Here is a 20060-nt window from a genome sequence, read left to right as displayed (position 1 = left end):
CCGGAGATCATGTTCTGGGGGCGACGAGCCGGCGCAGTACGATCTCGGCTGGTCCTGGAAGCCCGCGCCGCTCCAGCGCCCACGCTCCCGCTGCCGTGATCAGCCACACGCCTACGGCATAGCCGGCCATGGCGGCACTGTGCAGGTGGGCGCCGAGGCCGAGCCCCCATGCGGCGAGCACGGGAGCGCAGAGGAGCGACTGGGTGAGGTAGGCGGACAGCGATCGCCTCCCCACGGCTGTGACGACCGTGGCGACCAGCCCGGGGTTCCGCCCGGCGATCCGCCACCCGAGCAGGCCGAAGAGCGCCGCGTACCCGAGCCCGGCGGGGAGCCCCGTGGTCATCTGGGTGACCTCGAAGACGAACATGGACTCTGGCGGGACCGTCAGCCATCCCATGACCGCCGCGGCATGGGGCAGTCCGCCCAGCAGGCCCGTCGCCACGCCGATGACCGCGACCCGCCGGAGCAGCGGAAGGCGTCGGCCCGGCTCTTCCAGAATCCGCAGCCGGGCGGCCCAGAAGCCGAGCACGATGGCGATGGGCAGGGCGAGGGCGAAGAGCCCCTGCCCGAGGGTGACGATCGGCCAGAAGGCGAGACGGTCCGCCACGGCGGCGAACAGGTCGCTCTGACCGGCTGGGGCGGCGCCGAGGGGCAGGTACGCGAGGGTCTCAGCCGCCACGGGTACGGCGGCGGCCGCGATGGCGGCGACGGTCGCCAGCACCAGCACCGCGCCGCCGATCACCGACCAGGTCAGAAGCGTCCGGTCGGCGCGGTGGAGGAAGAGCCTGGCGAGAAGGATGCCCGCCAGGCCGTACGCGCCCAGGATGTCGCCCTGCCACAGCAACGCGGCGTGGGCGAACCCGAACACCAGGAGCCACAAGCCGCGGCGCCGCAAATGGGCCAGCACACTCGGCCGATCCTGCCCGGCCTCCCGCTGACGGTTCAGGAGTTGCACCATGCCGTAGCCGAAGAGGAAGGCGAACATCGGGTAGACGCGGAAATCCACCGCGACGATGCTCGCCACCTGGACACTCCGATCCAGCGCCGAGCCGCCCGGCGGATGGATGGTGCTGGGGCGCAGTTGCCTGCCCCACAGGTACCAGGGGGTGTTGGCGATGGCGATGAGCAGGAGCATGGCTCCTCTGGCGAGGTCGGGAGCCGGCACGCGCGCGTACTGCCGGACCGGCGGGCTGGTGGGCGTCAACGGCCTTCTCCCCATCGTCATTCTTGTAGTCTGACTACAAGAATGTTTTTGTAGTGACGCTACAGTCAAGTGGATGGGAGAAAGATCACAGCAGGCGCATCCCCATCTGGTTTGCTTGGGGAGGACCCGCCTCCGGCGAGTGCCGTGTGACTCTCGGCGGGGAGGCCGCGTGGAAGACCTGGACACTCTGGTGGAAAAGGTACGCCGTCGGGTTTTCGTCTGGGGCAGGAAGAAACGCGTCTGGGCCGGGGAGGCACTGACGGAGGCCGCGGAGCTGGTGCGGCTCATCGACGGGGACCACGCGGTCGACCCGGCGGGCTTCGCCAAGGCGGTCGAGGCGGTCGGGCGCCTGCACTGGGCCCGCTACACCACCGGGGGCAGCCGCGACGAGGGCGAGCTCCTGGCCGCCATGGGACTGTTCTCCCTGCTGAAGACCGTCGCTCCGCACCGCGTGCCCGGCGCGGTCAAGGACCTGGTCGTGGCCGTGCCGCGGCACCTACTGGCCGGGGAGAGCGGCCTCGTCCGGTTCATGTGGGACGGCGCCGCCACCGAACTGGTCGACCGGGTCATCGGCACCGGCACGGTCGACGGCGTGCCCGACGCCGTCTACCTGTGGGAACGCGTGCTGGCCGCGACCGGCCCCGACGATCCCAGCCGCCCTCGGCACGTGTTCAACCTGGGCAACGCCTGGCACCTGATCGCCCAGCACCTGGCCAACGCGGCCGGACTCCGGCGAGCGCTGGAACTGGTCGAGGAGTCGCTGGCCGCGACCCGGCAGGACGACCCCGACCACGCCGCCCGCTCGGCCCTGCGGGCGGCGATCGTCAAGGACCTCCACTACGTCACCGGCGACCCCACCCTGCTCGTCCAGGCCGTGGAGATCTACGAGGACGTGCTGGGGCTGATCCCCGACGACCACATCGACCGGGCCGTCCACGTGCTCAACTACTGCGACGCCGGAGCCATCCTGTTCGAGACCTCGCGTGATGAGGATCTCGCCGACCGGGTCCTGAACGAACTCGCCGGCCTCTACGCCACCGGAGACCCGCCCCGGCAGACCGGGCAGGTGCTCTCCCGGCTGATGGCCGACCGGTTCGGCGACGGCACGCCGGAACCAGAGCCGGAGCCGGAGGAAGAACCGGCGACCCCCGAACTGCGGGCGTTCGAGCAGACCGGCAAGACCGCCCACCTGACCGGGCCCCAGCCCGACTCGGGCCTGCTGACCTGGTACCGCGCCCTGTACCTGGGCGAGACCACCGGCCTCGAAGACGCCACGACCGGCCCCGAGGCGCTGCGCCGCTTCGCCGCCGACAGCGAAGGGCTGCGCGCCGACGGCCTGGACCTCGAAACGGCGGCGCTGATCCACGAGGTCCTGAGCCCGACACTCCCCCGGTTCTTCAGCCGCGTCGTCGAACGCCTGCGGACACGGCCGTCCTCGCCCGTCCTCACCGGATACCTGGGCCTGGCCCACGACATCCGCCACCACCTCGAAGGCGACCCCGGCGACGAGGCGAGCGCGCTCCGGCTGCTGCGCGAGGCGCTCGACGGCCCGCTGCCCGAGCACCGCCGCGGCCTGTTCCTCGCCTACCTGGGCGACGCGCTCAGCCACACACCGGCCGGGCTCGACGAGGCGATCGAGCTCTACGAGCAGGCCACGCGGCACACTCCCCCGCCCCCGGTCGCCGTCGTCTCCCTCTTCCGCGCCCACGCCGCCCGCCAGGACGCGGACGCCATGCTGGCCGTCGCCCGGCGCTTCCTCCCCGAATTGCCGCAGGACTCCCCCGAATGGCGCGAGATCACCGGGAACATCGGGCTGGGACTGGCCGAACGGGCACTTCACGACCCCGCCGCCGACCTGGACGAGGCCATCGACATGCTGGCCGTCACCCAGGACGGAACCAGCCTGACCACCCTCATGTACGGCTCCGCGCTCCGCCTGCGCCACCTCCGCCGTCAGGACCCGGCCGACCTCGACCGCAGTCTCGCCGCGTACGGCGGCGCGGCCGGCGCCGAACCCCTCCTCGTCCTGTTCCGCCTGGGCGAACTGCTGCAATGGCGCCACGCCCTGGAACCCAGGCCCGCGCTGCTCGACGCGGCGATCGGCTTCCTGCGCGGGGCGGTGGCGCTGTCCGACGGGCACGAACTGGCCACCACGAGCCGGGAGGAGCTGGCGCGGGCGCTGGCCTGCCGCGCCGAAGACGCCGGCCGCCCGGACGACCTCGACGAGGCCATCGAGACGGCCCGCCGTACCGCCGACTTCCTGCTGCTCGGCGATCTGCTGGCCCTGCGCCACCCGGAAGAGCCGCCGGCCGCCGCGCTCCTTCAGGCCGCGCTCGCCGACGTCGCCGACGGGTCGCTCGACATCGAGCAGGCCGAAGCGGCCATGCCGCCCTTCGCCGACGACGAGGCGACGCTCGGCGCGCTGCTCAGGCAGACCGCCGAGGCGACGCTGGTGCTGGGCGCCGGCGCGACCGAGCAGGCGTTACGCCTGGCCAGGCTCCTGGTCGCCGGTCTGCGGGACACGACGGACGACGCGGTCCTCGCCAAGGCACGGGCCGAGGCGAGCCTCATCCTGGTGGACAGCGCGCGCGAGGTGCTCTCCCGGCGCGCCGATCCCGCGCTCTACCACGCGGCCCACGAGGCGGGATCGTGGGTGGCCCGCTTCGCCGAGGAGATCGGCGAGGCGATCCTGGCCGGGACCGCCGCCTTCCGGCTCGGCACGCTGAACCTCGAGCTCTACGGCCGGTACACGACCCCGGGTTGGGAACGGCGCGGCCGCGAGCGCCTTCTCGACCCCGCACCGCTGCTGCCTGGCCACGAAGGCCCCGGTCTGCCCGATCCCGTCACCGCCCTGCGCACCGCCGCCGGGCATCTGGCGCGGGCGGCCGGCCTGCGTACCGGCGAGGCCCGGGGGGAGGCGGCACGGCGGGTGGCCGCCGCGCTGTACCGGCTGCGCGAGCGGGGCGAGCCGATCGACGAGGCCGAGCTGGACGCGGCGGTCGAGACGGCGCTCCAGTTGCTTCCCGACGACGCGTACGGACGCCGCCTGGGGATGCTGGCGATGCGGCCGGGCCCTGAACGGGTCGCCGGGGCGGAACGTGCCCTCGCCCTGCTGGAAGCCGACCTGGACGAGTACATGGAGCGTGCGGGCGCCGAGGCCGCCCTGGCGGCGGCGGTCACCCTGGCCCGGCTGCTCGCCGGCACGGCCCCGGCCCGCGCCCTCGACCTGCTGACCAAGGTCGCCGCCGCGGCCGCCGAACCGGGCGCCGACCTCGACGAGAGCGTGGGCGTCGCCCAGGTCTGCTCCTGGCAGATCAAGCTCCTGGCCAGAATCCACGACGACGACCTCGGACGGCTGCTCACCGAGGCCGACCTGGCCACCGCGCAGGACGGGGATCCGCAGCGGGGCCTGGCCGCGCTCGGGCGCGTCGACCGGGACGACCCGCGCCTCGGCGGCTTCCGCCAGGCCCTGCACTTCCTGGAGGCCCGCCTGTCGGCCACCGCGGCGGAACACGCGGAAGGTTCCGAGCAGGTGGGCCTCGCCGCCGCCGCCGTCCACGGCTTCACCTACGCGGGCGCCACGCAGTACGCGCTGCTGGTCATCGAGTCCTTCCTCATGCCCGCCGGCGCCGGCCTCTCCGACGACGACGCCATCCAGGTTCTCGCGATCCTCGGCGTGGTCGCCAAGTTCGTCCCGCTCACCTCCCCCGGCACCACCGAACTGCTCCAGCGGTTCTACGCGCGCCTCCTGGCCGGGCTGCTCACCACCGGCACGAGCGAGCACACGCTCGGCGTCCTGCTCAGCCAGGCCAAGGGCAGCCGCCTGGGCGAGGTCCTGCTCGCCGGGCCGCCCGCGCTGGCCGACCCCGAACCTGTCGCGTTCACCGTTCCCGCGGCCGCGCAGGAGACGCTGGACGAGCTGATGGTCGTCGCGTGGGCCGACTCCCGCCACCGCCGTCCGGCCGATTCCGAGGAAGGCCGGCTGCGCAACCGCCAGCGCGCGTTCGACGCCGAGATCACGGAAAAGGTGCTCGCGCACCGCACCGTCCTGCCCTACGCCACGCTCAAGCTCGGCGGGCTCATGGAACGGCTCGGCGAGCGCACCGCGCTGATCATCTACCTGCCGATCCTGTCCGCCGGCGGGCGGGGCGGGCTGGCCCACCTGATCGTCACCGCAGACGCCATCTTCGTCGGGCAGGCCTGGGACGACCATCCCGCGGGCGACATCGCCGTCGTCGGCGACACCGCCTTCACCGTGTCCACGCTGGGCACCGACGTGGCCGGGACCAGGCAACTGCTGCAGGAGGACCCAGGCCCCGCGCCCGTGACCGCCGAGGCGCCGGCCTTCCTCGTCAACCCCCTGCTGTTCGGCCGGGAGAGCCTGGACCACCTCGCCGGCCTGCGCGCGAGCGGTCACGACCGGCTGCTGGTCGCGCCGCACGGCCCGTACCACTTCTTCCCCTTCCACCTGGCCGGGCCCGAGCGCGGCCGGTGGCTGGACGACTGGAAGACCGGCTACCTGCCCAACCTCGACCTGCTCCTGCGCCCCGCGGCGGCGATCGGCGAAGGCACGCTGACCAGCATCGGGCTCGACTACCTCGGCACCGAGCATCCGCCGCTGCACGAGGCGGTCGCCGAGGCGAGCGCGTGCGCCGCCGCGTTCGCGACCACGCCCGTCCTGAACGCCGCCGCCACCCGCGCCGCCGTGCTGGCCGCGCTGCGCGGCAGCCGCCACGTCCACCTCGCCGCGCACGGCTCGCACAACATCGACGCGCCCGTCCTGCAGGCCGTGCACCTGGCCGACGGGCCTCTTTTCGCGTACGACCTGCTCGGCCTCGACCTGACCGGGCTCGAACTGGTCACCCTGAGCGCGTGCGAGACCGGGCTCGGCCGGATCGACCGGGCCGACAACCTGCGCGGCATCCCCGCCGCCCTGTTCGTGGCCGGGGTGCGGTTCATCGTGGCCACGCTGTGGCCGGTCTCCGACGAGACGGCGGCGTACTTCTTCCCGCGCCTGTACGCCGGCCTCGCCGAAGGCAAGGGGATCTGGGACGCCTTCCACGACGTCCGGCACCTTACCCGCCGGCAGTTCCCGCAGTATCGCGACTGGGGCGCGTTCGTCCTCATGGGAGGAGATGGCGATGACTGAGATCGAGCTGTCGGAGGACGCCGACGTCCCCGTGGCGCTGCGCCTGAGGACGGTGCGCGGGCGGCCGGCGCCCGCGGCCCCTTTCCTGCTGGAGGGGCAGGTGGCCGTCGGCACGCCGACGACCCGGCGGCTGACCGCCGCCGACGCGGGGCCGGATGACGAGCTGGCCGGGTTCATCGCCGCGGAGTCCGCCCGCTGGGACTACTACCTGACCGCGCTGTCGTGCACGTTCGTCTCCCTGGAGGAGGCGGAGCTGGCGTCGGGGTGGCTGCGGATCACGTTGTCGGGCGAGGAGAGCACCGCCCATTCGATGGATCCCATGGTGCTGGAGGAGTTCGCGGACCTGTCGTACTCGATCAAGCTGGTGGTGCCGCTGGTGATCGAGAGCGAGTTCGGGGTCAACGGCGCGCGCAAGAGGCGGCGCACGGCGGTGGAGGGGCTCTACGACGGGACGCGGACGCCGTCGTGGCTCTTCCACGGCAGCGCACGGGCGCCGGTGCACGGGGTGCAGCGGCTGCGGCTGGTCGTCAGGACGCCCGCTGGGCTGCCGGCCGAGGGCACGATCCAGGCCGGGGCGTCGGTCCGGCACAAGCGGCTCGGCCTTGACCTGTTCTCGTATACGACGCCGCTGGCCGATGTGCCCGAGCCGTTGCGCATCCGGTTCCTGCCGGATTGATCCGGTCAGGGTTCCAACCTTTCGCCCCGTACGTGGCGTTTGACTGGGGTGAGAGGAGAACGAATCTTGGAACCTCACGCCGGCTTCCGCGAGTTCGTGCTGGCCCGCCAGCAGGCGCTCATGCGGACCGCGTACCTGCTCACGGGGGACGCCCACCTTGCCGAGGATCTGCTGCAGAGCGTCCTGGTCAAGGTGGTCGGCCATTGGGCCCGCCTGGCCCGCGACGGCAACCCCGAGGCCTATACGCGCAAAGCGCTCATCAACCAGTACATCTCCTGGCGGCGGCGGCCCCGCCCCGAGTCGCCCAGCGCCAGCCTGCCCGAGCGCGGGCGCCGCTATGACGAGGCGGCGCTGGACCGCATCGTGCTGCGCCAGGCGCTGGCCAGGCTGACTCCCAAGCAGCGGGCCGTCATCGTGCTGCGGTTCTGGGAGGACCTCACGGAAGCGCAGACCGCCCAGGTGCTGGGCTGCTCGCTGGGAACCGTCAAGAGCCAGACCCACCACGCGCTCTCGCGCCTGCGCGAGCAGGCGCCGGAGCTGGCCGGTCTGCTGTCGGAACATGTGATCGAGGAGGTGGCCCGATGACGAGGCTGCGTGACGCGCTCGGCGACCTGGCCGAGCAGGCCCCACGCGTGGACCTGGCGGAGGCGGCCATCGCGGGCCACCTGCGCAGGCGGCGTACCGGCCGGATGGTCGCCGCCCTGGCCACCGCCACCGCGCTGGCCGTCGCCGGAGCCGTGGTGACGCTGCCGTGGCAGAGCACCGTGAGCCCGGTCGCGGCCGAGGGCGCGAAGAAGGTGCCCGACCTGCCCGCCACCGCGGTGGGGCCGCTCCGTTACGCCATCCGCACACCCTGCGGCGGCAAGCCGGACCACGACTGCTCCACGTCGGAGTGGCGGGTCGTCACCCGCTCGGGCAGGACCTACCGGCTGCCGAACGCCCCCTCGTACCTCCCCCAGGCGCTCGCCGCGCCGGTGGCGATCAGCCGTGACGGCGGCATGCTCGCTTACTACGACCCCCGGGAGGGGGCGCACGTGGTCCACGACCTGGATCGCGGCACCCGGACGGTGTCGCGGTTGCGGCTGGGCGAGGACCGCGTCGGCATCGGCTCCCTGCTCTTCGTCTCCGACGACGGCCGCTACCTGGCCTTCGACCCTCGGGAAGGCGGCAAAGAGCCGGGGATGGTCATCGACGTGCGTACCGGCGCGACGGTGGCGGTGCCGGGGAAGTACGAGCCGGTCGGCGTCAAGGACGGCGTGGTGTCGCTGGTGCGTTACCTCAAGACCGACCTGTGGCTCATGCCGGTGACCGGCGGCGGCAAGCCGGTGCGGTTCGACGGCGTGTTCATCATGTTCAGTGAGCCCGCCCCCGACGGCCGCACGGTCGCCGCGGTCCGGCACCCGGACCATCTCCGCATGAAGCTGACCCTGCTGGACGCCAAGACCGGCAGAACCCTGCGTGCGCTGCCCGTCCGCGGCCTGCCCGACGGCCGCGGCGCCGTGACCGCGACCGGGCCTTGGCGCGGCTCCGGGGAGATCGACATCACCTATTCGGATGTAACAGGCACGCGGACCTACGCCGTCGACGTGCGCAGCGGCCGGGCCCGTCTGCTGGAGCGCTACCCCGGCAAGCGGTCGAGCGTGACCCTGCCCGGCCACGCGGAAATCGGGTAGAAGGCCGGCTATCCGCCGGAGGAGGCCCGGGATGAGCGGTCAGGTCCGGGCGTCGCGGGCGAAGGTGCGCAGGGCCCGGAGGAAGTCGATGTGGCGGAAGCCGGGCCAGTTCACGTCGCAGAAGTGCAGCGTGGCGTGGGCGGCCTGCCACATCAGGAAGCCGGACAGGCGCTGCTCGCCGCTCGTGCGGATGATGAAGTCCGGGTCGCTGCGCCCTCTGGTGTAGAGGTGGGCGGCGATGTCGTCGGCCGTCAGCGTCCGGGCCAGTTCGGACAGGTCCGCGCCGTCGGTCTCCAGGAGCGCGCGGACCGCGTCCACGACCTCCTGCCGCCCGTCGTAGCCGATCGCGAGCGTGAGTTCGTGGCCGTGCTCGCGCCCCGCGGTGGCTTCCATGGCGAGCTTGAGCGCGTGCGCGGTCGAGTCGGGCAGTTCGTCGAGGCGGCCCGCCACGTGCAGCCGCCACAGGGGCGAGGAGGCGACCAGGCTGCCCGCGATGACCTTCTCGATCAGTTCCATGTAGAACGTGACCTGCTCGGAGGCGCGTTTGCGCACGTTGTCGGAGGAGGCCACGTAGATCGTGACCTCCTTGATGCCGAGTTCGGCGCACCAGCCGGCGACGGTCTGGATGTGCTCGACGCCGTAGCGGTGGCCGACGCTGGGGTTGGCGAAGCCCTCCTCGCGGGCCCAGCGCCGGTTGCCGTCCATCACCAGGCCGACGTGGCGGGGGACGCGGGTGACCTGGGCACGGAGCCTGCGGGCGTAGAGCGCGTGGAGCATGGTCCGACTCTATAGAGAGTGCACGCAGGTACACCCTCGCTTGGGCGTTACCTGCATTCTGAATCCCGGGCCGGGAACCTAGCGTCGGGATCATGACACCCTTCATACGGACCATCGGGCTGTGGATCCTTCAGGTCGTCACGGCGGCGGCGTTCCTGCTGGCGGCACTGGGTAAGTTCGCGGACGCCGAGCCGGCCGCGAGCACGTTCGACGCGATCGGCGCGGGTGACTGGCTGCGCTATCTGGTGGGCGCGCTGGAGGTCGCGGGCGTCATCGGCCTGCTGGTGCCGCCGCTGACCGGGCTCGCCGCGCTGGCGTTCGCCGCGCTCATGGCCGGCGCGACGCTGATCCAGCTGCTCGTGATGGGCGGCGGCGCGTTTCTGCCGCTCGTCCTGCTCGCGCTGTCCCTGGTGATCGCCTGGGGCCGGTGGAGCAGTACGGCGAAGCTGTGGTCGGCCCTCAGATCCCGCAAAGCGCACAGGATCTGATGACAATCCGCATGGGTGCGTTGTTCGGAGATGCCCGCACGCTGTCACCCATGCGAACTCTCACCCATTACCGCGACGCCCTCCTGGCCCGGTGGCCGACGATGGCCGGCCTCGTCGTCCTCGCCCTCTCCGGCCCCGACGCGCACGTCGCCGCCATGATCATCATTCTGGCCGCCCTCTGCTACCTCGGCGCCGCGGCGCTCGGCTCGCGCCGCGCCGGCTGGATCGTCGCCGTCCTCGCCTCGGCCCTGGTGAGCATCGGGATGGCCACCGCGCTGGACGCGATCGTGCTGCTCCTCGCCGCCGCCGCGATCTTCCTCGTGTACGGCCTGCTGCGCGGCGACCGCGTCGACCGGCGTGAACTCGGCATCCAGGCGGCCGCCTTCGCCGGCTACTCCGCGATCGCGCTGACCGCGATGACGGCCGGCCCGATCCTCGCCGTCCACCTGGCGGCGCTGGCGGCCATCGGTCACGGCGTCTGGGACGTGATCCACCACCGCCGCGACAAGGTCGTCACCCGCTCCCTGACCGAGTTCTGCATGGTGCTCGACTTCGGCCTCGGCGTGCTGCTGCTGGCCGTCACCTGGGCGGCGATCCTCACCGGCTGAGGCGTTCCCGGGCAATATTTTAGTTAGGCTAGCCTAACCTAACTTAAGGGATCATACTTGTCGTGCACCACGTCGGACGACGTCGAAAGGAGCCGTCCTTTGGCACGGCATGAAGCCTCACCCCGATCCTCGGCAACCCTGAAGGCCGCCGCGTTAGGCCTGGTCCTGGTCCTGCTGGCGGCGTGCGGCAGCAACGTACAGAGCGCCACGCCCTCCGCGGCGCCCGCGCAGCGGCCAGCCGGCGCCTTCCCCGTCACGATCAAGCACGCGGCCGGGGAGAGCCGCATCGACAAGGCCCCTGCCCGCGTCGTCGCCCTCAGCACCGGCTGGGTCGACGCCACCCTGGCCCTCGGCGTGGTCCCGGTCGCGGCCAACCGGTGGAGCGCCACCCAGCCGGTCTTCGCCCCGTGGAACGCCGACCTGCTCAAGGAGTCCACGACCACGCCCATCAACACCGTGGCCGACATCTCCGTCGAGGAGATCGCCAAGCTGCGCCCCGACGTGATCTTCGGCTCGTACCAGGTGACCTCCAACAAGGGCCTGTACGCCGCGCTCAGCAAGATCGCGCCCACCATCGGCATCATCGGCGCCGACAACCAGGACGGCACCTGGCAGGAGATCCTGCTCACCGTCGGCAAGGTCCTGGGCAAGAGCGCCGAAGCCCAGGCCGCCGTGACCAAGGCCGAGGCGTCGCTGTCCGGGGTCGCCACCACCTACCCGGGCATCAAGGGCAAGACCGTGCAGTACGTCGTGCTGCGCCAGCCCGGCACCGTCCAGGCCGGCGCCAAGGCCAACGACCACCTCGTCCGCTTCTTCCAGACCATGGGACTCGGCCCCGCCCCGGGGCTGACGGCGCTGGAGGCCAAGGGCGGCGAGACCGGCTTCCTCAGCTACGAGCAACTCGGCGCGCTCGACGGCGACCTCATGTTCATCGGCGGCTTCAGCGACGAGGAGATGACCGCGTTCGAGAAGTCGGAGCTGTTCAAGAAGATCCCCACCGTGCGCGACGGCACGTACCTGGTCCTCGACGCAGAGAAGATCGGCGCGATGCGCACCCCCACCGTGCGCAACATCCCCTACCTCCTCGACGCCATGAAACCGGCCCTGGAAAAGGCCGGAAACGCGTGAGCGACGGCCACCGGGGCCGTGCTGCGCTGCGCGGCGCCGCCTTGGTGGCGGCCTGCGGGGTGCTGTTCCTCGTGTGCCTGCTCAGCGTGGGCATGGGCTCGTTGCAGATGTCGCCCGCCACGGTGATCTCGGCCCTGCTGTCGCCCGACGACTCCTACTCGGCGCTCATCGTCACCTCGATGCGGGTGCCGAGGACGCTCGTCGGGCTGCTGGCCGGCGCCGCGCTCGGCGTGTCGGGCGCGCTCATGCAGTCCATGACGCGCAATCCCCTGGCCGATCCCGGCCTGCTCGGGGTCAACGCGGGCGCGGCCACCGCCGTGGTGTTCGCGGTCGCGTTCTTCGGGCTCGACCAGCTCACCTCGTACGTGTGGTTCTCGTTCGCGGGCGCGCTGGCCGTCTCCCTGCTGGTGTACGGCATCGGCTCGGCGGGCGGCGGCCGGGCCACCCCCGTACGGCTGGCGCTGGCCGGAACGGCCATCGGCGTGGTGCTGACCTCGATCATCCAGGCCGTCCTGCTGATCGACCCGATCGCCTTCGACCGGTACCGGTTCTGGGCCGTCGGCGCCCTGGCCGGCCGGGACATGCGGGTGGCCGAGCAGGTGCTGCCGTTCATCCTGATCGGCCTGGCGATGGCGCTCGTCCTGGCGCCCTCGCTCAACGTGCTCGCGCTCGGCGACGACAGCGCCCGCGCTCTGGGGCTGCGGCTCGGGCACGTGCGCGTGCTCACGGCCGTCGCCATCACGCTGCTGTGCGGCGGGGCGACGGCCGCTGCTGGGCCGATCGTGTTCGTGGGGCTGGCGGTGCCGCACATGGTGCGCCTGCTGACCGGCCCCGACCAGCGGTGGGTGATCCCCTACAGCATGGTCGTGGCGCCCATCCTGCTGCTCGGCGCGGACCTGGCCGGGCGCCTGCTCGCCCGGCCGAGCGAACTGGAGGTCGGCATCATCACCTCGTGCCTCGGGGCGCCCGTGCTGATGTGGCTGGTCCGCGGGAGGAGGCTGGCGAAGCTGTGAAGAGCATGACGGCCGTCCCCGGCAAGACGGTACGCCTGTTCGGCGACCGGGTGTCGGCCCGCGTCTCCGTCCGCACGGTCACCGTGTGCGCGCTGCTGGCCTGCGCCGCGGCCGGGCTCGGCATGCTCGCCCTCGCGGTGGGCGACTACCCGATCCCTCTCCCGGACGTCCTGGCCGCGCTCGCCGGAGACGGGCCTGGCGGCGACCGCTTCATCGTCGCCGACCTGCGCCTGCCGCGCGTGCTGTGCGCGCTGCTCATCGGGGCCGGGCTCGGGGCCGCCGGGGCGATCTTCCAGGGCCTGACCCAGAACGCGCTCGCCAGCCCCGACATCATCGGCTTCACCACCGGGGCGGCCACCGGCGGCATCCTGGTGATCGTGCTGCTCGCGGGCGACTCCGCGCAGGTGGCGGGCGGCGCGCTCGCCGGAGGCGGCGTGGTGTCGCTGGCCGTCTACGTGATGTCGTTCAAGCGGGGGGTGCAGGGGTACCGGCTCATCCTCATGGGCATCGGCATCACCTCCATCCTGGTGTCGGTCAACAGCTACCTGCTGGCCAGGGCCGAGGTCGAGACCGCGGCCAACGCCCAGCGCTGGCTGATCGGCTCGCTGAACGGCTCCACCTGGAGCAACACCGCCGTCCTCGCCGCACTGCTGGCGGTGCTGCTGCCCGCGGCGGCGTCCATGGGTGGCCGGCTGCGGCTGCTCGGGCTGGGCGACGAGCAGGCGCGCGGGCTCGGGCTCGCGGTCGAGCGGTCCCGGCTGGGGCTGATGCTGGTGTCGGTCGCCATGACCGCCGCCGCCACGGCCACCGCCGGGCCGATCGCGTTCGTGGCGCTGGCCGCGCCGCAACTGGCCCGCAGGCTCACCCGGACGAGCGGGGAGGGCGTGATGTCGTCGGCGTTCATGGGGGCGCTGCTGCTCGTGGCCGCCGACTTCGCCGCCCAGCGGGTGATACCCGGCGTGCAACTGCCCGTGGGCATTCTGACCGGGGTGATCGGCGGGCTGTATCTGGTGGCTCTGCTCACCGCCCAGTGGCGGGCAGGGCGAGGCTGACTCAAGGAGAATGCGGGTGACCATGCACGGCTGCGAATCGGAGACCGTTCTCGACGTCCTGGGCATCGGGTTCGGGCCTTCGAACCTGGCCCTGGCCATAGCCCTTGAAGAGCACACGGCGGCGCCGCCGCTCACCTCCAGATTCCTGGAGCGGCAGCCGCGGTTCGGCTGGCACCGGGGAATCCTCATCGACGACGCGACGATGCAGGTGTCCTTTCCGAAGGACCTGGTCACCATGCGCGACCCGAGCAGCGACTTCAGCTTCCTCTACTACCTCCGGGAGAAGGGACGCCTGGTCGACTTCGTCAACCAGAAGACGCTGTTCCCGTTACGCGCGGAGTTCCACGACTACTTCGAGTGGGCGGCGGCCAGGCTGAGCCACCTGACCCACTACGCCGCCGAGGTCGTCGCCGTCGAACCGGTGCACGACCGCGGCGAGGTGCACGCGTTCGACGTGGTCACCGCCCAGGACGGCCGCCGGGTACGGCGGCGCGCCCGCAACCTGTCCATCGCCATGGGACTCAAACCGCACCTGCCACCGGGCACGGTCCTGTCCGACCACGTCTGGCACACCAGCGAGGTCCTCCCCCGCATAGCGGAACGCCTCGAATCGGGCGAGCCGGTACGACGGGCGCTCGTCCTGGGCGCCGGCCAGAGCGCCGCCGAGGTGGTCGACCTGCTGCACCGCACGTTCACCGAGGCCGAGGTCTGCGGCGTGTTCGGCAAGTTCGGCTACACCCCCGCCGACGACAGCCCGTTCGCCAACCGCGTGTTCGACCCGGCGGCCGTGGACGTCTTCTACGGCGCCCCGCCCGAGGTCAAGCGCTCGATCCTGGACTACCACCGCGGCACCAACTACTCCGTCGTCGACATCGACCTCATCCAGTCGCTGTCGTCGACCATGTACCGCGAACGGCTGCACGGCAGGCAGCGGCTGCGCATGCTGAACGTCTCGCGGGTCCACGACGTCCGCGAGCGCGCCGGCGGCCTGGACGTGACCGTCGAGGACCTGCCGACGGGCCGACGCGAGGTCCTGGCCGCCGACGTGCTCGTGCACGCCACCGGCTACCGCCCGCACGACCCGGCGGCGCTGCTCGGCGAGGCCGCCAAGTTCTGCCTGCGCGACGAGGAGGACGCCCTGCGCATGCACCGCGACCACAGGATCATGCTCGCCCCGCGGGTCAAGGCGGGCATCTACCTTCAGGGGGCGACCGAGCACACCCACGGCCTGACCTCGACGCTGCTGTCCACCGTGGCGGTCAGGGCCGGCGAGATCCGCGACTCACTGCTGGCCCGCCGCTCCCCCTGACCTCACCCCGCCTTCGTGGCCGCCATGATCACGCGCGGGCTGGCCGGCAGGGTGGCGGGCGTGTCCCTGGCCTCCTCCAGCAGGACGGAGGCCCCGGGACCCAGCTCCGCCTCCAGCTCCGCGGCCCGCGCGCGCACCAGCTCGTACACCCGCAGCTGCCGCTCTAGCCACCGCTCGGCCTCCTCCTTGGCCGTCACGGTGAACCCGGCCCCGGCCAGCAGCGCGCCGTGATCGAGGTAGGACGGCTCCCAGGTGCTGAACACGAACCTGCCGCCTGGCCGCAGCACCCGGGCCACCTCGGCGAACGCGGCCCGTTTGTTCCACACCATCCACAGCGCGTCCACGCTCAGCACCGCGTCACACGAAGCCGGCTCCAGGCCCGTGGCGGTGAAACCGCCGACGGCGAAACGCGCCTCGGGCAGGCCGAGCGACACGCTCAGCTCACGCGCGCCTTCCACCGCGACGGCCAGGGGGTCCAGGCCGAGCAGCCGGGCGCCCGCCGCACGCGCCAGCGCGATCCCCGGCCCGCCCCTGCCGCAGCCCACGTCCAGGAGTGACATCCCCGGCCGCAGGCCCAGCAGGACGGCGAAGCGCGCCAGGTCCGTCCTGGTGACGAAGCCGAACGGGCGCAGCTCCCCGGGATGGTCGTCGCCGTAGACGTCGCGGTAGATGCGCGCCAGCGTCGGGCTCGACAGCTGCCTGGCGTAGAAGTCGGCGTAGCGGTCCTCCGCGGTCTGGCTCACAGGCCCGCCGCTTCCAGGGCGGCGTCGAACTCGTCCTGGCACTGCTCGGTGTCGCCGCCCCGCTCCCGCGTCACCGCGACCCTGGCCCTGACGTCGGGGGCGACCTGCTCGAAGCGGCGCTGCCACTCCTCGGCGGCCGGGCGCCAGTAGCCGAGCGTGGCGAAGCCGTCGGCGGGCAGCCGCAGGTCGTGGCGCAGGTACTTGCGGATGGCCCGCATGGCCGCGGCCTCGCCCGCGGCCCAGACGTAGGCGTCGCGCACGTCGTGCCGCCGGACGACCTCCGGCAGGCCGATGTCGCCCGGGTACAGCCAGGTGATGTCGGCCTGGCCCCGGGTGTCGAACTCCTGGCGTTCCGCGGGGCCGGCGACCTGGGCGTACACGGTCGCGCTCGTCCCGGCGGGGAGCTCTTCCACGATGCGGCCGATGGCGGGCAGCGCGGTCGCGTCACCCACGATGAGCTGCCAGGACGCCTCGCGGGGCGGGCGGTGGAGTCCGTGCGCCGCCGACACCCCGACCCTGTCGCCGGGGCGCGCCCTCATGGCCCAGGGGGCGGCCACGCCGCCCTCGTGCACGACGAAGTCCACGTCCATGGTGTCGACGTCCATCTCGCCGGTGCCCGGGGTGAACCGGCGCACCGTGTACGTGCGCAGCACCGGCTCCGGCACGCCCTCCGGGTACACCCAGCGGCCCTCGACGACCTCGGGCAGCACGGGCTCGCGCTGTCCTTCCGCCGGGAAGAACATCTTGAAGTACTCGTCGGCCGCGCCGCTGCTGACATAGCCGTCCAGGCCGAGCGTGACCCTGATCATCAGCGGGGTCACGTGGCGGGTCCCGATGACCTCGGCGGGGAAAAGGCCGTTGCTCACGTCGTCTCCTCAGGTGTGGGGTATGGGGCCACTTCGCCGCCGCGCAGTTCCACGCGGCGGGTGAAGCGGTCGATGGTGGCGCGGCGGTGGGCGATGACGATCAGGGTGCGCTCGCCCGCCTGCCGTTCGAGCGCGCCCTCGATGAGGGCGGCGGTGGCGGGGTCCACGTCCGCGGTGGCCTCGTCGAGGATGAGGACGGCCGGGCCGAGCAGCACGGCCCGGATGAGGCCGATGAGCTGGCGTTCGCCCGCCGACAGCAGGGCGCCCCGCGCGCCGGTCTCGGTGTCGAGCCCGGCGGGCAGGCCGCCGAGCCAGCCGTCCAGGCCGAGCAGCGTGATCGCCCGCTCCAGGTCCGCGCGGCCGGAGCCGGTGCCCAGGGCGAGGTTGTCGGCGATCGTGCCGCGCACGGTCTGCACGTCCTGCGGGATCAGCGCGACGCGCCGCCGCCGCTCGGCCGGGCCGAGGGCGGCCAGGTCGGCTCCGTCGTGGCGGACCGTCCCCCGGTCGGGGGTGTAGAGGCCGGCCAAGAGCTTGGCGAGCGTCGACTTGCCCGCGCCGGTCGCGCCCACCACGACGGCGTGCTCGCCGGGCGGGAACGCGAGCGTGACCTCGCGCAGAACGTCCTCGCCCGGGACGTAGGCGTAGCAGGCCGCGTCCACGCGCAGCCCGCGCTCGGATCCCGGCCTGTCCCCGCCGGCCGCGGGCGGGGGCTCGGTGGCGGCCAGCAGGTCGAGAACGCGGGCCAGCCCGACCCTGGTCCGCTGCACGCCGCCGACCAGGCGGGTCAGCTCCATGAAGGAGTCGAACATGCCGCGGCACGACAGTATGAACACCACCACGGTGCCCACCTCGCCCGGACCGCCGCCGAGCAGGACCCCGCCCAGCAGGATCACCCCGGCGACGGACAGGCACTCGAACGCCTGGATGGCGGTCATGGTGTTGAGCGCTCGGGTGGTCTGGGCGATGCCGTCCAGGAGCCGGTCGTTGTCGCGGGCGTAGCGGCGGTCCCACTGTCGGGCCGCCCCGGCGAGCTGGATGGTCTCGCGGGCCTCCAGGCTCTCGGCGAACGTGGCGGCCACCTTCGCCTGCCGGTCCGCCTCGGCGTCCCACGCGCCGGCCGAGCGGACCCGGAAGCGGTGCAGGACGAACAGCGCCGGTGGCATGAACGCCGCGAACAGCACTACGGCCAGCAGCCACGACCTGCTCACCAGCACGTACCCGCCGATGAGCAGGTAGCCGGCGGAGGCGAGCAGAGCGGGCACCTGCCGGCGGACGAACACGGCAAGCTCGGCGATCTCCGCGGTGGCCCGGCCGACCAGTTCGCCCGCCGCGTGGCTCTCCACGAACCGCAGCGGGGCCGCGGCCAGCCGTTCGGCCGCACGCTCGCGCAGCGTGCGGACCAGCCGCTCGCCCGCGGCGCCGAGCAGCAGGTCTCCGCCCTGCCGTGTCGCCAGATGGACGAGGGTGAGTCCCAGGAGGACGAGCGTCACGGTCGTGACCTGATCCGTGTCGCGGTCGAGCACGGCCGTGGTGATCGCGCCGACGGCGGCCGGTACCAGCGCGACCGCCGCCGACGCCGCCAGGCTCAGCCCGGCGCCCCACCCGATCCGGGCGAGGTGCGGACGAAGGTAGGGCAGCGCGGCCCGGACGAGGCCCCGTCTCGACGGCGCCTCCCGCAGTCTCCCGGCCTCACCCATGGGCCCGGCCGATCGGGATGATCTGGTCGGCGTGCCGCAGGACGGCGGGGCGGTGGCTGACGGCGATCACGGTGCCGGCGCCGAGCCAGTCGCGTACGCCCGCCAGCACCCGTTCCTCGGTGGGCTCGTCCACGGCGGAGGTGACGTCGTCGAGCAGCAGCACGTCGGGACGGCGCAGCAGCGCCTGTGCCAGCGCGACCCGGCGCCGCTGGCCGCCCGACAAGGTGGCGCCGCCCTCCCCGATCAGCGCGCCGAGCCCGCCCGGCAGGGCCTCGACCTCGTCCAGGACCGCCGCGGCGCGCAGGGCGGCGCGCAGTTCGGCGGGCCCCGGCGGATCGTCCAGGCCGAGGGTGAGGTTGTCGGCGACGGTGCCCGACACGAGGACCGGCCGCTGGGGCACCAGGGTGACCAGCTCGCGCAGGGTGGCCGGGTCGAGGTCGCGCAGGTCCATGCCGCGGTAGCGGACCTGCCCTTGGCGGGGTTCCTGGAGGCGTACCAGCACCCGCAGCAGCGTGGACTTGCCCGAGGCCACCGGACCGGTGACGACGGCGAACGCGCCCGGCTCCACGCGGAAGCCGACCGGCCCGAGCACCGTGCGTCCTTCGTGCTCGACGCTCAGGTCCGCGACCTCGATCACGCCGCCGGGACGTTCCGAGGGAGCGGCGCTCCCGCTACGGGCCTCGGGTCCGCTGCGCAAGATCTCGGCGATCCTCGCGGCGGCCTCGACCGCCTGGGCCCGCTCGGAGACGCGCACGGACAGCGTGGTCGAGGTGGCGGTGAGCATGAGCATCCAGGACGCGAACGCGGCCAGCCCGCCCACCGTCATCGTGCCCGCCGCCACGGCGGGGGCGGCCGCGGCGACGCCCAGGGCGATGGCCAGCAGCGGCACGAAGGACGACACCGCCGACCAGCCCGCCCCGGCGCGGGTCACGGCCAGCGCCTTCCTGCTCACCTCGGCGCTGTGGCCGTGGTGGGTGCGGACGAGGGCCTGCTCGGCGCCCGCGCCCTTGACGGTCAGGGCCGCGCCGACCAGTTCGTCCACGACGTCGGCGCGTCGTCCCTGGGCCGCCGCCAGCGCGCCGCTGCGCACGCCGAGGACGCGGCCGAACACGATGTTCGTGCCGAGGACCGCGGCCACGCAGCCCAGGCAGAGCAGGGCCAGCCACGGGTGCAGGAACGCGACCGCCACCACGACCGTGACGAGGCCGATGACCAGGTGCGGGAGGGCGGTGGTGCCGCCGACCCACATCCAGATCAGGTCCACGTCGTGGGAGTTGCGCGCCTGAAGGTCGCCCCGGCCGAAGGCGGCGGCCGTACGGGTGTCGAGGGTGAGAAGGTGGGCGGAGAGCCGCCGGCGCAACCGGGTGATGATCTTGGCGCCGGCCATGTAGTCGAGGTGCTGGCCGGCGTGCTGGGCGAGCCAGGCGAGCAGCCCGGTGCCGACGATCACCCCGCTCCACCGCAGCAGCGCCGCCCGGTCCGAGGCGACGAGCCCCTCGTCGAGGGCGCGCTGGATCGACAGCGGGAGCGACACGAGCGCGAGCTGCCACAGCGTGGTGAGGGCGGCGGCGGCCGCGATCGCCCGCGCCTCGCCGCGCAGGCACCATCGCAGCAGTTCGCGGGCGGCCCGTGGGGAGCCGCCCGCGATCCGCGGGGTCGTCGTGGTGCTCACCGGCG

General features: G+C 73.0%; 16 protein-coding genes. 10 read left to right on the top strand and 6 right to left on the bottom strand.

The window, feature by feature from the left end; translation table 11 throughout:
- Positions 1-7 precede the first annotated feature (7 nt).
- On the bottom strand, positions 8-1204 hold the full coding sequence (locus ACIBHY_RS48880; RefSeq protein WP_397310379.1) for a DUF418 domain-containing protein: 1197 nt from the start codon (positions 1202-1204) through the stop codon (positions 8-10).
- 169 nt (positions 1205-1373) lie between these two features.
- On the opposite strand from ACIBHY_RS48880, the gene ACIBHY_RS48875 reads away from it, so the two are divergent.
- The 4 genes from ACIBHY_RS48875 to ACIBHY_RS48860 all read left to right on the top strand — a co-directional run bounded on the left by ACIBHY_RS48875 (position 1374) and on the right by ACIBHY_RS48860 (position 8702).
- Entirely contained in the window at positions 1374-6353 is a 4980-nt protein-coding gene (locus tag ACIBHY_RS48875; RefSeq protein WP_397310378.1) for a CHAT domain-containing protein, read from the top strand.
- Complete coding sequence (locus ACIBHY_RS48870; protein WP_397310377.1) at positions 6346-7029, top strand: hypothetical protein; 684 nt, start codon at positions 6346-6348, stop codon at positions 7027-7029. Before ACIBHY_RS48875 ends, ACIBHY_RS48870 begins: the two co-directional genes overlap by 8 nt.
- A gap of 66 nt (positions 7030-7095) precedes the next feature.
- Positions 7096-7614 carry a SigE family RNA polymerase sigma factor gene (locus ACIBHY_RS48865; protein WP_397250523.1) on the top strand — a complete coding sequence of 173 codons (519 nt, stop codon included), beginning with the start codon at positions 7096-7098 and terminating at the stop codon, positions 7612-7614.
- On the top strand, positions 7611-8702 hold the full coding sequence (locus ACIBHY_RS48860) for a hypothetical protein (protein ID WP_397310376.1): 1092 nt from the start codon (positions 7611-7613) through the stop codon (positions 8700-8702). The genes ACIBHY_RS48865 and ACIBHY_RS48860 overlap by 4 nt, the downstream gene beginning before the upstream one ends.
- A gap of 39 nt (positions 8703-8741) precedes the next feature.
- Here the strand turns inward: ACIBHY_RS48860 and uppS are convergent, their stop codons facing one another.
- Positions 8742-9479, bottom strand: a complete 738-nt coding sequence (gene uppS / locus ACIBHY_RS48855; RefSeq protein WP_397250528.1) for a polyprenyl diphosphate synthase — start codon at positions 9477-9479, stop codon at positions 8742-8744.
- A gap of 92 nt (positions 9480-9571) precedes the next feature.
- On the opposite strand from uppS, the gene ACIBHY_RS48850 reads away from it, so the two are divergent.
- From ACIBHY_RS48850 to ACIBHY_RS48825, 6 genes are all read left to right on the top strand, one after another.
- Positions 9572-9967 (top strand): DoxX family protein, encoded by a 396-nt coding sequence (locus ACIBHY_RS48850; protein WP_397250530.1) that lies wholly within the window; start codon positions 9572-9574, stop codon positions 9965-9967.
- 50 nt (positions 9968-10017) lie between these two features.
- The gene (locus tag ACIBHY_RS48845; protein WP_397250532.1) at positions 10018-10575 is read left to right on the top strand and encodes a hypothetical protein; all 558 of its coding nucleotides are present in this window, start codon (positions 10018-10020) and stop codon (positions 10573-10575) included.
- A 99-nt stretch (positions 10576-10674) separates the two neighbouring features.
- Positions 10675-11703, top strand: coding sequence for an ABC transporter substrate-binding protein (locus ACIBHY_RS48840; RefSeq protein ID WP_397250534.1), 1029 nt, complete (start codon positions 10675-10677; stop codon positions 11701-11703).
- Positions 11700-12716, top strand: a complete 1017-nt coding sequence (locus ACIBHY_RS48835) for a FecCD family ABC transporter permease (RefSeq protein WP_397250536.1) — start codon at positions 11700-11702, stop codon at positions 12714-12716. Before ACIBHY_RS48840 ends, ACIBHY_RS48835 begins: the two co-directional genes overlap by 4 nt.
- Before the next feature lie 5 nt (positions 12717-12721).
- Positions 12722-13768: a FecCD family ABC transporter permease gene (locus tag ACIBHY_RS48830; RefSeq protein ID WP_397251311.1), complete on the top strand. Its 1047-nt coding sequence runs from the start codon at positions 12722-12724 to the stop codon at positions 13766-13768.
- A 22-nt stretch (positions 13769-13790) separates the two neighbouring features.
- The gene (locus tag ACIBHY_RS48825) at positions 13791-15077 is read left to right on the top strand and encodes a lysine N(6)-hydroxylase/L-ornithine N(5)-oxygenase family protein (protein ID WP_397251314.1); all 1287 of its coding nucleotides are present in this window, start codon (positions 13791-13793) and stop codon (positions 15075-15077) included.
- 2 nt (positions 15078-15079) lie between these two features.
- Here the strand turns inward: ACIBHY_RS48825 and ACIBHY_RS48820 are convergent, their stop codons facing one another.
- From ACIBHY_RS48820 to ACIBHY_RS48805, 4 genes are read right to left on the bottom strand one after another with little or no spacing between them, the layout of a single operon-like run.
- Positions 15080-15820, bottom strand: a complete 741-nt coding sequence (locus ACIBHY_RS48820) for a class I SAM-dependent methyltransferase (protein ID WP_397250538.1) — start codon at positions 15818-15820, stop codon at positions 15080-15082.
- Complete coding sequence (locus ACIBHY_RS48815) at positions 15817-16686, bottom strand: siderophore-interacting protein (RefSeq protein ID WP_397310375.1); 870 nt, start codon at positions 16684-16686, stop codon at positions 15817-15819. Before ACIBHY_RS48815 ends, ACIBHY_RS48820 begins: the two co-directional genes overlap by 4 nt.
- Positions 16683-18383, bottom strand: a complete 1701-nt coding sequence (locus tag ACIBHY_RS48810; RefSeq protein ID WP_397310374.1) for an ABC transporter ATP-binding protein — start codon at positions 18381-18383, stop codon at positions 16683-16685. The genes ACIBHY_RS48815 and ACIBHY_RS48810 overlap by 4 nt, the downstream gene beginning before the upstream one ends.
- Positions 18376-20055: an ABC transporter ATP-binding protein gene (locus ACIBHY_RS48805; protein ID WP_397310373.1), complete on the bottom strand. Its 1680-nt coding sequence runs from the start codon at positions 20053-20055 to the stop codon at positions 18376-18378. The genes ACIBHY_RS48810 and ACIBHY_RS48805 overlap by 8 nt, the downstream gene beginning before the upstream one ends.
- Between the last annotated feature and the right edge of the window lie 5 nt (positions 20056-20060).

The sequence above is a fragment of the Nonomuraea sp. NPDC050547 genome (assembly GCF_044457345.1).
Taxonomy (GTDB): Bacteria; Actinomycetota; Actinomycetes; order Streptosporangiales; family Streptosporangiaceae; genus Nonomuraea.
This window is presented reverse-complemented; position numbering and strand designations above follow the sequence as displayed.

Excerpts from the sequence above, each read along its gene's own strand:
- uppS (WP_397250528.1), bottom strand. The coding sequence starts at position 9,479 with ATGCTCCACGCGCTCTACGCCCGCAGGCTCCGTGCCCAGGTCACCCGC.
- ACIBHY_RS48850 (WP_397250530.1), top strand. The coding sequence starts at position 9,572 with ATGACACCCTTCATACGGACCATCGGGCTGTGGATCCTTCAGGTCGTC.
- ACIBHY_RS48830 (WP_397251311.1), top strand. The coding sequence starts at position 12,722 with ATGACGGCCGTCCCCGGCAAGACGGTACGCCTGTTCGGCGACCGGGTG.
- ACIBHY_RS48810 (WP_397310374.1), bottom strand. The coding sequence starts at position 18,383 with ATGGGTGAGGCCGGGAGACTGCGGGAGGCGCCGTCGAGACGGGGCCTC.
- ACIBHY_RS48845 (WP_397250532.1), top strand. The coding sequence starts at position 10,018 with ATGCGAACTCTCACCCATTACCGCGACGCCCTCCTGGCCCGGTGGCCG.
- ACIBHY_RS48825 (WP_397251314.1), top strand. The coding sequence starts at position 13,791 with ATGCACGGCTGCGAATCGGAGACCGTTCTCGACGTCCTGGGCATCGGG.
- ACIBHY_RS48860 (WP_397310376.1), top strand. The coding sequence starts at position 7,611 with ATGACGAGGCTGCGTGACGCGCTCGGCGACCTGGCCGAGCAGGCCCCA.
- ACIBHY_RS48870 (WP_397310377.1), top strand. The coding sequence starts at position 6,346 with ATGACTGAGATCGAGCTGTCGGAGGACGCCGACGTCCCCGTGGCGCTG.